At 61.9% G+C, this 13677-nt stretch carries 11 protein-coding genes; 3 read left to right on the top strand and 8 right to left on the bottom strand.

The window, feature by feature from the left end:
* Nucleotides 1-5 precede the first annotated feature (5 nt).
* A complete protein-coding gene (locus ELH03_RS14555; protein WP_003561123.1) occupies nt 6-953 on the bottom strand; it encodes a carbohydrate ABC transporter permease in 948 nt (315 codons plus the stop codon).
* 215 nt (nt 954-1168) lie between these two features.
* A complete protein-coding gene (locus ELH03_RS14560) occupies nt 1169-2428 on the bottom strand; it encodes an ABC transporter substrate-binding protein (protein ID WP_130766443.1) in 1260 nt (419 codons plus the stop codon).
* Between the two features lie 526 nt (nt 2429-2954).
* Between ELH03_RS14560 and ELH03_RS14565 the strand changes: the two genes are divergently transcribed.
* Together ELH03_RS14565 and ELH03_RS14570 are read left to right on the top strand one after the other, a co-directional pair.
* Nucleotides 2955-3839 (top strand): glucosamine kinase nucleotide-binding domain-containing protein, encoded by an 885-nt coding sequence (locus ELH03_RS14565; protein WP_128410770.1) that lies wholly within the window; start codon nt 2955-2957, stop codon nt 3837-3839.
* The gene (locus ELH03_RS14570) at nt 3836-4600 is read left to right on the top strand and encodes a GntR family transcriptional regulator (protein WP_011652849.1); all 765 of its coding nucleotides are present in this window, start codon (nt 3836-3838) and stop codon (nt 4598-4600) included. Before ELH03_RS14565 ends, ELH03_RS14570 begins: the two co-directional genes overlap by 4 nt.
* A gap of 134 nt (nt 4601-4734) precedes the next feature.
* Here the strand turns inward: ELH03_RS14570 and metH are convergent, their stop codons facing one another.
* Nucleotides 4735-8508 carry a methionine synthase gene (gene metH / locus ELH03_RS14575; RefSeq protein ID WP_130766444.1) on the bottom strand — a complete coding sequence of 1258 codons (3774 nt, stop codon included), beginning with the start codon at nt 8506-8508 and terminating at the stop codon, nt 4735-4737.
* A 271-nt stretch (nt 8509-8779) separates the two neighbouring features.
* On the opposite strand from metH, the gene ELH03_RS14580 reads away from it, so the two are divergent.
* Nucleotides 8780-10039 (top strand): AGE family epimerase/isomerase, encoded by a 1260-nt coding sequence (locus ELH03_RS14580; RefSeq protein ID WP_128410772.1) that lies wholly within the window; start codon nt 8780-8782, stop codon nt 10037-10039.
* Nucleotides 10040-10048: 9 nt separating this feature from the next.
* On the opposite strand, the gene ELH03_RS14585 is transcribed toward ELH03_RS14580, so the two are convergent.
* The 5 genes from ELH03_RS14585 to ELH03_RS14605 form a co-directional block, all read right to left on the bottom strand.
* Entirely contained in the window at nt 10049-10672 is a 624-nt protein-coding gene (locus tag ELH03_RS14585; protein WP_130766445.1) for a DUF2799 domain-containing protein, read from the bottom strand.
* 132 nt (nt 10673-10804) lie between these two features.
* A complete protein-coding gene (locus tag ELH03_RS14590; RefSeq protein ID WP_027683693.1) occupies nt 10805-11302 on the bottom strand; it encodes a heme-degrading domain-containing protein in 498 nt (165 codons plus the stop codon).
* A gap of 192 nt (nt 11303-11494) precedes the next feature.
* Complete coding sequence (locus ELH03_RS14595; protein ID WP_128401146.1) at nt 11495-12106, bottom strand: flavin reductase family protein; 612 nt, start codon at nt 12104-12106, stop codon at nt 11495-11497.
* Between the two features lie 4 nt (nt 12107-12110).
* Complete coding sequence (locus tag ELH03_RS14600) at nt 12111-12854, bottom strand: aspartate/glutamate racemase family protein (RefSeq protein WP_128401145.1); 744 nt, start codon at nt 12852-12854, stop codon at nt 12111-12113.
* A gap of 1 nt (nt 12855) precedes the next feature.
* Nucleotides 12856-13677, bottom strand: a complete 822-nt coding sequence (locus tag ELH03_RS14605; protein WP_128401144.1) for an ABC transporter permease — start codon at nt 13675-13677, stop codon at nt 12856-12858.

The raw sequence follows: 13677 nt of genomic DNA on the forward strand, positions 1-13677 counted from the left end.
GCTCCTCAGAATTGGTAGCGACGCATGCGCCGCTGGATGACGAACAGATAAAGCGAGACGCCGGCGAGGATGATGAGGAACATCACCGTGGCGATGGTCGCGCCCATCGAGCGGTCGCCGAGCTGAAGCTGGAAACCGAAGAAGGTGCGGTAGAGCAGCGTGCCGAGAATGTCGGTCGACATGTCAGGCCCGGCAAGCGCGCCCTGCACGGTGTAGATCAGGTCGAAGGCGTTGAAATTGCCGACGAAGGTCAGGATCGAGATAATGCCGATCGCCGGCAGGATGAGCGGCAGCTTGATTTTCCAGAATTGGGCCCAGCCGGTGATGCCGTCGCACTCGGCCGCCTCGATCACCTCTTCGGGGATGCTGAGCAGTGCGGCATAGATCAGCATCATCGGAATGCCGATATATTGCCAGTTCGAGATCAGCGACACTGCGATCAGCGCCGAACCGGATTTGCCGAGCCAAGGTGCGAACAAGAATTTCAAGCCGATGAGATCGAGCATCCAGGGCGCCACGCCCCAGATCGGCGAGAGGATGAGCTTCCAGATGAAGCCGACAATGACGAAGGAGAGCAGCGTCGGCAGGAACATCGCCGTGCGGTAGAAGGCGACGCCGCGCAGTTTCGGCACCGAAAGCAGGGCGGCAAGCGCCACGCCGATCGGGTTCTGTACGCACATGTGGATGGCAAAGAAAATCAGGTTGTTGACAAGGGCATTCCAGAAATCGCGCGCCCAGCGCGCATCGCCGAACAGCACTTTGAAATTCGCCAGTCCGACGAAGGCCGGCTGCCCGTCGACCGTATTGTAGAGCGACAGCCGAAGAGTTTCGATGAGCGGCAGCACCATGACCGCGGAATAGACGATCAGGGCCGGCAACATGAAGACGAAAATGTGCCAGCGCACCGGGCGCTTGATCGGGACGATATCAGCCGCGTTGTCGGTTTCGCTCATGGCTTTTGCCTGTTCTTGTCGACTGGCTGCAAGGGCAGCACAGGTGGAAAACGTTGCGCCTCACCCTAACTCTCTGCCACCTGGGTAGAGAGGGAACACGCCCTGTTGAGATGCTATCGGGCTGGGAGGTCGCTGCGAGTCTCCTTCTCCCCGCGAGCGGGGAGAAGGTGGCCGGCAGGCCGGATGAGGGGCCGCAAACGCCGCCCCTGATCACATCACTTGGCCGGCTTGTACCAGCTGTCGAGGCCCTTCTGGAGCTTTTCGGCAGCAACCGCAGGCGTATCCGTGCCGTTGATCACATTGGCCGATTCGACCCAGGTCTCGTTTTCGAGGTTCGGCGTGCCGCGCGACAGGATCTGATAGGTCGAGCGCACCGTCGACTTGTACGGGCCGCGCCAGGAAACGAATTCCTGAGCGAGCGGATCGGACATCTTGACCGGAGTGGAGTTCAGGCTGAAGAAGCCCGGCAGCGCGTTGGCGTAGATATCGGCGAACTCAGGCGAAGCGACCCAGCTGAGGAACTTCTTGGCTTCCTCGGCATGCGTGCTCTTGGTGTTCAGAGCAACACCGATATCCGGATGGTCGGAGATGTAGCCCGTGTCGCCGGCCTTCGGAACCGGCGGCGGGAAGGCGCCCATCTTGAACTGAGCCTGGCTGTTGAACAGCGAGATTTCCCACGAGCCGGCCGGATAGATCGCGGCGCGACCAAGCGTGAACAGGTTCTGGCTGTCGGAGTAGGTTTGAGCTTCGAAACCGTCGCCGAGATAGGGCTTCCACTTGGCAAGCTCTTCATAGGGCTTGACCCAGTTGGCGTCGGTCAGCTTTTCCTTGCCGGCGATCAGGGCGGCGCGGCCGTCCTCACCCTTCCAGTAGTTCGGCCCGATATTCTGGTAGCCCATGGTAGCGGCTTCCCAGAGGTCCTTCGTACCCATGGCGAGCGGAATGTAGGTGCCGTCAGCCTTGATCTTGTCGAGCGCTGCGTAGAACTCGTCCTGGGTCTTCGGCACAGAGATGCCGAGCTTGTCGAAGGCATCCTTGTTGTAGATGAAGCCGTGGATGACAGAAGCCATCGGCACGCAGAAGGTCGACTTGCCGTCGTCGGTGCTCCAGGCAGCCTTGGCGACCGGCGAGAAGTTCTCCATGCCAGGCAGGCTGGTGATGTCGACGAGCTGCTTCTTGTTGAAGAGTTCGAGCGAAGCGTCGAACGGACGGCAGGTGATGATATCGCCTGCGGAGCCGGCATCGAGCTTGGCATTCAGCGAGGCGTTGTACTCAGTCGGCGCGGTCGGCGAGAAGACGATCTTGATGCCCGGGTTCTTGGCTTCGAAAGCCGGGATGATCTTTTCCTGCCAGATCTGCAGGTCGTCGTTACGCCAGCTTTCGACCGTCAGCGTGACGTCGGCGGCATGGACGAGACCCGCCGAACTCAGCAGACTGGAGGCAAGCAGCAGGCTTTTCAGAGCAGTGTTTTTCATTTCCCTCTCCTGTTTTAAGCGCCGCGAGGCGCTGTTTTCGATCTGAACCAAGCAATTGGCGTGTTTGAGGTAACACCCAACGCCCCTTGGAGGACCGCCAGCAATGCCGGTCCCGAAAGCTCGACGGACACGAAGGCGGATCGCCTGCGGCCGGACTGCGCGCCTTCCCGGCGGCTGCACCGGGGGCGGCGAAATGATGGGGAAAGCCGATGGATGCCCGAATTCGCCACCAGCTTGATGGGCCGGGGGTCGTTCTCTCGATCATCCTCGAAGCGGTTCCGGCTTGGCTTAACTGCCGGTTTTCGTGGGCTTCGAAGTGCTGTTCCCTTTTGCCGAATTAATGCCAAAAAAATACCAATTGTCCAGCCGAATTTAACTTTTCGGTCTGAGAAAATTCATTAAAAAATTTAATCAAGCAAAATCAACAAGATAAAAAGATTGATTTTCTCCTTCATTCCCACTTGGTAAATGGTATTTTTTTGGTATTGTATTAAAAAACATGGGGAACGGCATATTCGGAGGCCCGATGACGGAGCTTGCAATCGGCATAGACGGCGGCGGAACGAGCTGCCGAGCCGCGGTCGCGGACAGAAACGGCAATATCATCGGCCGCGGCAAGGCCGGCCCCGCCAACATTCTGTCGGATCTCGAAAACTCTCTTCTCAATATCGTTGAATCCGCCCGGCAGGCGCTGCGCGATGCCGGGCTTGCTGCTGAAACCATTTCCTCCGTCGCAGCCGTCGTCGGCGTCGCAGGCGCCAATGTCGGGGATTACGGCAGGCGAATCGAAAAGGCCCTCCCCTTCGCCGAAGGCCGCGTCGTCACCGATGCGCTGATCGCGCTACAGGGCGCGCTCGGCGATGCCGACGGCATCGTCGGCGCCTTCGGCACCGGCTCGGTCTATAACGCCCGTAGGGATGGCCGACTGAATGGCATCGGCGGCTGGGGTTTCGTCGTCGGCGACCAGGCAAGCGGCGCCCGCCTCGGCCGCGACCTCCTGGAACGATCGCTGCTCGCCCACGACAGAGTGCGCCCGGCATCGCCGATCACCGAAGCGGTCATGACCGAATACGGCAACGATCCCGAGCGCATCGTCGAATTCGCCCATTCGGCAAGACCGAAGGACTTTGCCGGCTACGCACCGATCGTCTTTCAGCATGCGGCCAAGGGCGATGCCATCGCGGTCGGCATCGTCACGGATGCGGCAACGGCGATCGGCGAAAGCCTCGACGCGCTGCTCTGGCCCGAATGCCCATCGATCTGCCTGCTCGGCGGTCTTGCCGAAGCCTATGAACCCTGGCTTTCCGAACGCTACAGGCCGCTGCTCGCCAGACCGAAGAACGATGCCTTGCACGGCGCGGTGGAACTTGCGGTGAAGCTCCTGAACAACAGGCAGAGAGGTGCGGCATGAGCGACGACCTCGCTACCATCCTGTCCCTGGAGCGCTTGCAGGCTGCCGGCACCGGCCCGCTCTACGTCAAGCTGCGCCGCATGCTCGAAGAGGCCGTGCGCACCGGCACGCTCGGCCACGGCGATGCACTGCCGCCGGAACGTGACATCGCCGAATTCGCCGCCGTCAGCCGCGTCACCGTGCGCAAGGCGATCGACGAACTTGTCGCCGACGGCCTGCTGGTGCGCCGCCACGGCTCGGGCACCTTCGTCGCCAAGCCGGTCTCCAAGGTCGAGCAACGCCTGTCGCAGCTCACCTCCTTTACTGAGGATATGGCGCGCCGCGGCATGTCCTCCCGCTCCGAATGGCTGCACAAGGGCATCCACACCCCCTCGCCCGATGAGATGATGATCCTTGGCCTCGGTACCGACGTCAAGGTTTCGCGCCTCTCCCGTCTGCGCATTGCCGACGACCAGCCGCTGGCGATCGAGAACGCCAGCGTCTCCGGCGAATTCCTGCCCGATCCCTCAGCCGTCACCAATTCACTCTATGCCGAACTCGAACGCCTCCAGGTTCGCCCGGTGCGCGCCGTGCAGCGCATCTCGGCGACCAACATGAAGGAAGCCGACGCCCAGCTTCTCGGCGTCTCCGTGGGTGCGGCCGGCCTGTCGATCGAGCGTATCTCCTATCTCGGCTCCGGCCGCGCCGTCGAATTCACCCGCTCGCTCTATCGCGGCGACGCCTATGACTTTGTCGCGGAGCTGACGATCGCGGTGACGTGAACCGCAAAGCCGACATCATCGGCTCCAAAGAATAATCCTCTTGATTTTCAAAAGCATGGAGCCGGAAAGTGCATCACTTTCCGGCTCCATCGTTTCTTGAATCACTTTATCAGCGGAAGAGGCCAAACGGCTGGTTACGCCGCATCCTCGATCTCGGTTTCGGCCTTGCGCGGCACATAGTTCAGCACCGGCCCGAGCCAGCGCTCGACTTCGGAAACCTCCATGCCCTTGCGGGTTGCATAGTCTTCCACCTGATCGCGCTCCACCTTGGCGACGCCGAAATAATAGGAGTCTGGATGGCCGATATAGAGGCCGGAGACCGAGGAGCCCGGCCACATCGCATAGCTCTCCGTCAGCTTCACGCCGGCCGCTTTTTCCGCATCGAGCAGCTTGAAGAGTGTGGCCTTTTCGGTGTGATCGGGCTGTGCAGGATAACCCGGCGCCGGGCGAATGCCGGCATAGGCTTCGGTGATGAGATCCTCCTTGCTGAGTGTCTCGTCCTTGGCATAGCCCCAGTATTCGCGTCGCACCTGCTCGTGCATACGCTCGGCAAAAGCTTCGGCGAAGCGGTCGGCCAGCGCCTTCACGAGGATCGACGAATAATCGTCGTTCGCCCGTTCGAAACGTTCGGAGATGGCGATTTCCTCGATACCCGCCGTCACCACGAAGCCGCCGACATAATCCTGAACACCGCTTGTGACAGGCGCGACGAAATCGGAGAGCGCCACGTTCGGCCGCCCGTCCCGCTTCGAAAGCTGCTGGCGCAGCGTATAGAAGGTCTCAAGCTCCTGTTTCCGGCTCTCGTCCGTGAACAACCGGATATCGTCGCCGACGGCGCCGGCCGGCCAGAAGCCGATGACGGCGCGCGGACGAAACCACTTCTCGTCGATGATCTTCTTGAGTATGGCCTGCGCATCGGCCCAGAGCGCGCGCGCAGCCTCGCCCTGCTTCTCGTCTTCGAGAATGGCAGGGTAACGGCCGCGCAGCTCCCAGGTCTGGAAGAATGGCGTCCAGTCGATATATTTGGCAAGCTCGGCCAGATCGTAATCCTCGAACACCCGCGTGCCGAAGAATTGCGGCTTCACCGGCTGGTAGGCAGACCAGTCGATCTTGGGGGCATTCTCGCGAGCCCGGGGCAACGGCAGGCGCACCTTCTCGGCCTCACTGCGCGCATGGGCGGCCGCCACCTTGGCATATTCGGCTCTTATATCATCGACATAGCTCTGGCGCGTTTCCGGCGAAAGCAGTGCGGAGACGACGCCGACGGCGCGGCTCGCATCGGTGACGTAGACTGTCTGCCCGTTGTTGTAGCCCGGATGGATCTTCACGGCCGTATGCACGCGGCTGGTCGTCGCCCCGCCGATCAACAGCGGAATCTCGAAGCCCTGCCGCTCCATCTCGGCGGCAACATGCACCATCTCGTCGAGCGACGGCGTGATCAGGCCGGAAAGGCCGATGACGTCGACCTTCTCGGCAATGGCCGTTTCAAGGATCTTCGTCGCCGGCACCATGACACCGAGGTCGACAATCTCGTAATTGTTGCACGCAAGCACGACGCCGACGATGTTCTTGCCGATGTCGTGCACGTCGCCCTTGACCGTCGCCATCAGGATCTTGCCGGCCGACCGGCGTTCATCGCCGCCGTTGAGGCGCTTTTCCTCTTCCATGTAGGGCAGCAGCACGGCCACCGCCTGCTTCATCACGCGCGCCGACTTGACCACCTGCGGCAGGAACATCTTGCCCGAGCCGAAGAGATCACCGACGACATTCATGCCGGCCATCAGCGGCCCTTCGATGACGTGCAGCGGCCGGGCGGCCTGAAGGCGCGCCTCCTCGGTATCAGCCTCGATATATTCGGTGATGCCGTTGACCAGCGCGTGTTCGAGACGCTTCTCGACGCTCCATTCGCGCCAGGAGAGATCCTGGACGCGGCCTTCCCTGGCACCGGCGCCACGGAAACGCTCGGCCACTTCGAGCAGCCGCTCGGTGCCGTCGGGACGGCGGTTCAGCACCACGTCCTCGCAGGCCTGGCGCAGCTCGGGATCGATATTGTCGTAGACGGCGAGCTGGCCGGCATTGACGATGCCCATGTCCATGCCCGCCTGGATGGCGTGGTAGAGGAACACGGCATGCATCGCCTCGCGCACCGGCTCGTTGCCGCGGAACGAGAAGGACAGGTTGGAGACGCCGCCCGAAATATGCACCAGCGGCATGCGCTCGCGGATCGTCCGCGTCGCCTCGATGAAATCGACGCCGTAGTTGTTGTGCTCTTCGATGCCGGTCGCGACCGCGAAGATGTTCGGATCGAAGATGATGTCCTCGGGCGGGTAGCCGATCTTTTCGGTCAGCAGCTTGTAGGCGCGCGTGCAGATATCCACCTTGCGCTCGTAGCTGTCCGCCTGCCCCGTCTCGTCGAAAGCCATGACGACGACGGCAGCACCATAATTGTGCAGCAGCCGCGCCTGGGCGAGGAAATTCTCCTCGCCTTCCTTCAGCGAGATCGAGTTGACGATCGGCTTGCCCTGGACGCGCTTCAGGCCGGATTCGATGATCGAGAATTTCGACGAGTCGATCATGACAGGCACGCGGGCGATGTCAGGCTCGGCCGCGATCAGGTTGAGGAACTCGACCATCGCCTTTTCGGAATCGATCAGCCCCTCGTCCATGTTGATGTCGATCACCTGCGCGCCGTTCTCGACCTGGTCGCGGGCGACATCGAGCGCTGCCGTGAAATCGCCGTTGGTGATCAGCTTGCGGAAGCGGGCCGAGCCGGTGACATTGGTGCGCTCGCCGACGTTGACGAAGGGAATATCCTTGGTCAGTTCGAAGGGTTCGAGACCCGACAGCGACATGAAGGGGCGATGCTCGGGAATCGGCCGTGGCTTGTACTTGGCAACGGTCTCGGCGATCGCCTTGATGTGCTCGGGCGTCGAGCCGCAGCAGCCGCCGACGATATTGACCAGGCCCTCGCGGGCGAAGCTGTCGATCTGCGCCGCCATCAGCTCCGGCGTTTCGTCATACTGGCCGAATTCGTTCGGCAGCCCGGCATTCGGATAGGCGCAGATGAAGGTGTCGGCAACGCCCGAAAGCTCCTGCAGGTGCGGGCGCATCGCATTGGCGCCGAGTGCGCAGTTAAGCCCGATCGTGAAGGGATTGGCATGGCGCACGGAATTCCAGAAGGCCGATGGCGTCTGGCCTGACAGCGTGCGGCCGGAAAGGTCGGTGATCGTGCCCGAGATCATCACGGGCAGGCGCACGCCCTTGGCCTCGAAGCGCTCCTCGCAGGCGAAGATCGCCGCCTTGGCGTTCAGCGTGTCGAAGATCGTCTCGATGAGGATGATATCAGCACCGCCGTCGATCAGCCCGTCGATCTGCTCGCCATAGGCGGAACGCAGATCGTCGAAGGTGACGGCGCGAAAACCCGGATTGTTGACGTCGGGCGAGATCGAGGCGGTACGGTTGGTCGGCCCGATGGCGCCGGCGACGAAGCGGCGACGGCCGTCCTCGCGCTCGGCGCGCAGTGCCGCCCGGCGCACGATTTCGGCACCTTCCTTGTTGAGGTCATAGACCGCACCTTCCATCTCGTAATCGGCCTGCGCGATGCGGGTCGAGGAGAAGGTGTTGGTCTCGAGAATGTCGGCGCCGGCCTTGGCGTATCTGTAATGGATCTCTTCGATCGCATCGGGCTGGGTCAGGATCAGAAGGTCGTTATTGCCCTTCTGATGACAGGCGCAGCCAATGAAGCGCGTTCCGCGGAACTGGTCTTCGTCATAGCCAAGTCCCTGGATCTGCGTGCCCATGGCGCCGTCGAGAACAAGGATGCGCTCGCTCGCGGCTTGCTTCAAAGCTGCGAACACTTCACTGCCGTCACGTTTGCCCGTTTCCGGACCAAAGAGGTTGTCAAACACGGGAGGGCTCCTTGACGTCGTAAGACCAGACTTCCAAATCACATAAAGATATCTTTATGTCAATATATGCCTATCGATTTCGTGCTTTGCAAGTCTACAGCGCCGCGCGTCTCCTAAGACGCGCAAAGGACGCTGTAGCAGTTTGAATCTTCGCATCGTGCTTTCCGAAAATCGATCCCGATTTTCGGGCCGATGCGATAGCCAGATGACAGGCTTGCCCGACCTCTATATAGGCGTTTGCGACGCTTGTGCACGAAATCGGAGGAGCAACATGGCACCCGCAACCGGCAACGCCGTGCTTGGAAACTGGACGACCCGCGCCTATCATCGCGGCTGGCTGCTGACCCAGGCGAACGGTCTCTTCGATTTCTTCCAGCACAATTCGGTCAATCCCAAGGGCGGCTTCTACGATCTCGACGACGAAGGCGGGCCTCTCGACGCCGACGGCCAGGTTCGCGGCATCCATATCGCGGCGCGCGCCGTGCATTGCTTCTCGATCGGCGCCCTGCTTGGCCGTCCCGGCGCTGCCGATGTCGTCGACCACGGCATGGATTATATCTGGAACCATCATCGCGACCGGAAAAATGGCGGTTATTTCTGGTCCCTCAACAATAATGGTCCCGTCGATTCCAACAAGCAGGGCTATGGCCATGCTTTCGTGCTGCTGGCCGCCTCAGCCGCAAAGACGATCGGCCATCCGCTTGCCGACGGTATGCTCGATGATATCACCGGGATCCTCAACACGAAGTTCTGGGAAGAAAAGCACGGCGCGATCGCCGAGGAATTCACCGCCGACTGGCAGCCGCTCGATGGCGGCGGCTATCGCGGCCAGAACTCCAACATGCACCTGACCGAAGCGCTGATGGCGGCCTTCGAAGCTACCGGCGACCGGGACTATCTGACCAAGGCCGAAAGCATCGCCGATCTCGTCATCCGCCGCGCCGCCGGTTCGGTCGACTGGCGCGTCGCCGAGCATTTCGATGCCGAATGGAACCTCGACAAGACGTACTATCATCCGAACGAAATGTTCCGCCCGGCCGGCACGACGCCCGGCCACTGGCTGGAATGGGCCCGCCTCATCCTGCAGCTCTGGGCGCTCGGCGGCAAACGGATCGAATGGTTGCCGGATGCGGCCAAGGCGCTCTTTGCGCAATCCATGGCGCTCGGCTGGGACAACGACAAGGGTGGCTTCTTCTATACGCTCGATTGGGACGACAAGCCCGCCAAGCGTAACAAGCTCTGGTGGCCGGCCTGCGAAGGTGCGGCCGCTGCACATTTCCTCAACGAGCACCTGCCGAGCGATTTCCATGAAGAGAGCTACCGCAAGATCTGGAACGTGATCGAACGCGCCTTCATCGATCACAAGAACGGCGGCTGGCACGAAGAGCTGACGGAAGATCTCGTTCCCTCGCACTCGCTGTTCCCCGGCAAGGGCGATATCTATCACGCCCTGCAGGCCTGCCTCATCCCGCTCTTCCCGGCAACGGGCAGCCTGGCAAAGGGCATCGCCGAGGCCGGCGGGAAGCTCTGAGGTTGGGGATCAGTAACCCGGCGCCGGCAGTTCGGCGTTCGGGTTCCGCTGGAACCACTCGACATCCTCGTTGACACGGTCGAGATCGTCCTGCACGTCGCGCCGGTCGCGGCGGATGTCGTGCATGTCATCTTCCAGATCTTCTATCCGCCGGCGCAGTTCCGAGCGGTCGCCGTCCTTGGCATCTCTCAGCTTGTCGGAAAGCTCGTCGATATCAGTCTCCTTATTGCTATAATCGCTCTGCATCGAGCTAAGACGCGCCTGCAGCTCGTGCTGCTTGCTGCCGAGGCCGAAGCCGCGCAGGAAACCGGGCGCGGTCTCCGGCGGGCAGACATTGGCGTAGCCGCTGCCCGCCTGGCCGCGCGCAAGCCCGCTGAGTGGCGTGCAGTAGCGCACCAGGCCAGCCTGATATCCCTGAAACCAGATCGTCTGATCGGGCACGATCTTGACCCGCTCGCAGGATTTCGCATGTGCGGCGAAGCGCTGTTGCGGCTCGTAGCCCGCCGCGCCGTCGCTCTCGCCGATCACCCGCCAGTCGGCGGCAACGCATTCCTCCTTGGAAAGCGTGTTGCAGGAGGCAAGGAAAAGGCCGAAGCCGATGGTGGCGGCAAGCGCAAGAAACAAGCGGATCATGGCGTCCCGGGTAGGATGAGGAGTGCGATGCCGCAGCTTAGCCGCAGGACAAGCCCGCGTCACCGGCACGGCGACGCGAATTTGCAGTTTTCATGGCTTTTTTCTGTCAAAATTACGGCGGGAGAAACCGCATCAAAGCGGCGCGGCGAGCCGCAGCGTATCCAGATCCTTCGCGAGCATCAGCGCCAGCGCTTCGACCGCGAGATTATGGTCGTCGCGCTGCGGCAATCCTGAGACGGTGACGGCGCCGATGCAACCGGTACCCTTGACGTTGATCGGGAAACTGCCGCCATGCGGCGCATAGTCGGCGCCGGAAAGCCCGTTATCCTCGACCGTCTTGCCGTCCTTCTGCAGCTTCAGGCCGGAAGCATAGCTGCTGCGGAAATAGCGCAGCACCATATTGCGCTTGCGGCGGACCCAGTTGACGTTATCGGGTGTCACCCCCGGGAGTGCCGCATAGAAGACCGGCATCGAATGCAGGGTCACGTCGATCGCGATGCCGAGGCCGCGCTCGGTGGCGAGTTCCTGCAGGAGCTTGCCGAGCTGCCATGCCGTCGTCAGGTCGAAAGCGTCGAAACTCAGGACTTTCTCCTGCTCCGCGATCCGGCTGAGATCGTCCTCAATTGTCATGGGTAAAGCGCTCCTCTGCCGTGATGATCCGTTGCAGACCATTCTTGCGGGAGCCGAAAAAGTAAAGCAAAAACTTAGGGCTATCCCTCCAGCAATTCCAGCAAAACTGCGTAGCGGTTTTGCGTCCGGAATGGCGCGAAGACAAAGCGATCGAGCATTTTTGAGACTCGAAGAAAACGGAAATGCTCTATGTCAGAGCTTCGGCGTCAGCATCTCGAAACGGTCACGGATAGTGGCGCAGGTATCGCCGCCGAGCCTTGCAATGGCATCGACCGCTGACGGATCGACATGCAGCCTTTCCGGATCGACGACCCCATCGCGGTAATGCGCATAGACGATCTCGCCCATGACGATCTGCCGCGAGCGGCCGAGCTCCAGCGTCACATGCCGCCGGCATTCGAAGGCGGCCGGCGCCTCGGCGATAAAGGGCGAGGCCACCTTCTCGCCTGGCATCGCCGTCAGGCCGGCTTCCTTCAACTCGTCGACGCCGCGCGGATATTTGGCGCCGCAGACATGCATCGCCTCGGCGATCGCGAAGGAGACGATATTGACCGTGAACACCTCGGTCATGCGGATATTGTGGCCGGTGTCCTTGAACGACATGTCGGCATGGTTCTCGACCCCGATCGCAAGGATCGGCGGATCGGCCGAAAGGCAGTTGAAGAAACTGAAGGGCGCGGCGTTGATCCGGCCATTCTCGTCGACCGTCGTCACCAGCGCAATCGGGCGTGGGATGATCGTGCCGATCATCAGCTTGTAGCGTTCGCGTTCGGTGAGCTGCTTGAAATCGAAGGAAACGGACATCGGTTCAGCCGGCCGCCCGGATCGGCGAGAAACCGTTCATCGCCCCGGTGAAGGGTTTCGGCAGCGGCGATGCATAGGAGCCGCGCTTGCTGGTGGAAAGCCCGAGCGACACCAGCGCCTCGGCCTGCTTGACGGCGGCCGCGACGCCATCGACGACAGGCACGCCGTAGATCTCCTGCAACTCGCGCGCCAGATCGGTCATGCCGGCGCAGCCGAGCACGATCGCCTCGGCGCCGTCTTCCAAAAGCGCCCGCTCGATCTCGGCCCTGAGCTTGCCGATCGCGCCCGAGGCCGGATCTTCCAGCTCCAGCACCGGGATGTCGGAGGCGCGCACCTTGGCGCGGTCGCCCATGCCGTAGCGGCGCACCAGATTGTCGATCAGTACCCGCGACCGCTCCAGCGTCGTCACCACGGTGAAGCGCTGCGCCAGAAAGCCCGCCGTCACCACCGCGGATTCGCAAAGCCCGAGGATCGGCACATCGGCGAAGGTTCGTGCCGCTTCGAGCCCGGTATCGTCGAAGCAAGCGATAACGGCTGCGTCATAGCCCGCCGGCTGCCGGTCCCTGAGCTCGGCGAGCAGACCGGGGATCGCCAGCGCGCCGTCGTAATGTCCTTCGATGGAGACCGGCCCCATGCGCGAGGTGGCGGCGATGATCTCCGTGCCGGATGCCGCCACCGCACGCGCGGCGGTCGCAGCCTTCTCGGTCATGGAGGCCGTGGTGTTCGGATTGACGATGAGGATGCGCATGTCAGCTTATCTTTGCCTGCCGCCGGCTGAGCATCGTCATGATGCCGAGTGCGACGAGAATGATGGTGAAGGAAAACAGCGTCGTCACCGTGCCGAGCGCATAGAGTACCGGCGTCGTGACGTTGGTGGTCATGCCGTAGATTTCGAGCGGCAGCGTGTTGTAGGTGCCTGATGTCATCAGCGTGCGGGCGAATTCGTCGTAGGAGAGCGTGAAGCCGAACAGGCCGACGCCGACGAGGCTCGGCGCGATCATCGGCAGCACGACATGGCGGAACGTCTGCCAGGAGCTGGCGCCAAGGTCACGCGCCGCCTCTTCATAGGCCGGCGAGAAGCGGTTGAAGACGGCAAACATGATCAGCACGCCGAACGGCAGCGTCCAGGTGAGATGCGCGCCGAAGGCCGACGAATACCAGGCAGGCTTCAGCCCTCCCTCCTGGAAGACGACGCCGATGCCGAGCGAGATGATGATCGACGGCACCACGAGACTGGCGACCGTGGCGTAAAACAGCGCCGTCGAACCGCGGAAACGGCGCCGGAAGGCAAGGCCGGCGAGCAGTGAGACCACGACAGTCACCGCCATCACCATCAGCCCGAGGGTGAAGGAGCGCCGGAACGAGGCACCGAAATCGCCGACCGCCTGCTTCTCGAACAGGTTGAAGAACCAATGGGTGGAAACGCCGTTCATCGGGAAGGTCAGGCCGCCATCCGGCCCCTGGAAGGAGAGGATCAGGATCGCCGAAAGCGGGCCGTAGAGGAACAGCACGAAGATGATGAAGAAGATCGCCAGCAGGTAGAATTCCAAGCCGCGTTTTTCGTGGTTCAT

Origin of the sequence: Rhizobium beringeri (assembly GCF_004306515.1) — a bacterium.
Taxonomy (GTDB): Bacteria; Pseudomonadota; Alphaproteobacteria; order Rhizobiales; family Rhizobiaceae; genus Rhizobium; species Rhizobium beringeri.

What these genes read in the sequence shown, in the direction of transcription:
- ELH03_RS14570 (WP_011652849.1), top strand. Translation starts at nt 3,836, where the DNA reads ATGAGCGACGACCTCGCTACCATCCTGTCCCTGGAGCGCTTGCAGGCT.
- ELH03_RS14560 (WP_130766443.1), bottom strand. Translation starts at nt 2,428, where the DNA reads ATGAAAAACACTGCTCTGAAAAGCCTGCTGCTTGCCTCCAGTCTGCTG.
- ELH03_RS14555 (WP_003561123.1), bottom strand. Translation starts at nt 953, where the DNA reads ATGAGCGAAACCGACAACGCGGCTGATATCGTCCCGATCAAGCGCCCG.
- ELH03_RS14580 (WP_128410772.1), top strand. Translation starts at nt 8,780, where the DNA reads ATGGCACCCGCAACCGGCAACGCCGTGCTTGGAAACTGGACGACCCGC.
- ELH03_RS14600 (WP_128401145.1), bottom strand. Translation starts at nt 12,854, where the DNA reads ATGCGCATCCTCATCGTCAATCCGAACACCACGGCCTCCATGACCGAG.
- ELH03_RS14565 (WP_128410770.1), top strand. Translation starts at nt 2,955, where the DNA reads ATGACGGAGCTTGCAATCGGCATAGACGGCGGCGGAACGAGCTGCCGA.
- ELH03_RS14590 (WP_027683693.1), bottom strand. Translation starts at nt 11,302, where the DNA reads ATGACAATTGAGGACGATCTCAGCCGGATCGCGGAGCAGGAGAAAGTC.
- ELH03_RS14595 (WP_128401146.1), bottom strand. Translation starts at nt 12,106, where the DNA reads ATGTCCGTTTCCTTCGATTTCAAGCAGCTCACCGAACGCGAACGCTAC.
- ELH03_RS14605 (WP_128401144.1), bottom strand. Translation starts at nt 13,677, where the DNA reads ATGAACCACGAAAAACGCGGCTTGGAATTCTACCTGCTGGCGATCTTC.
- ELH03_RS14585 (WP_130766445.1), bottom strand. Translation starts at nt 10,672, where the DNA reads ATGATCCGCTTGTTTCTTGCGCTTGCCGCCACCATCGGCTTCGGCCTT.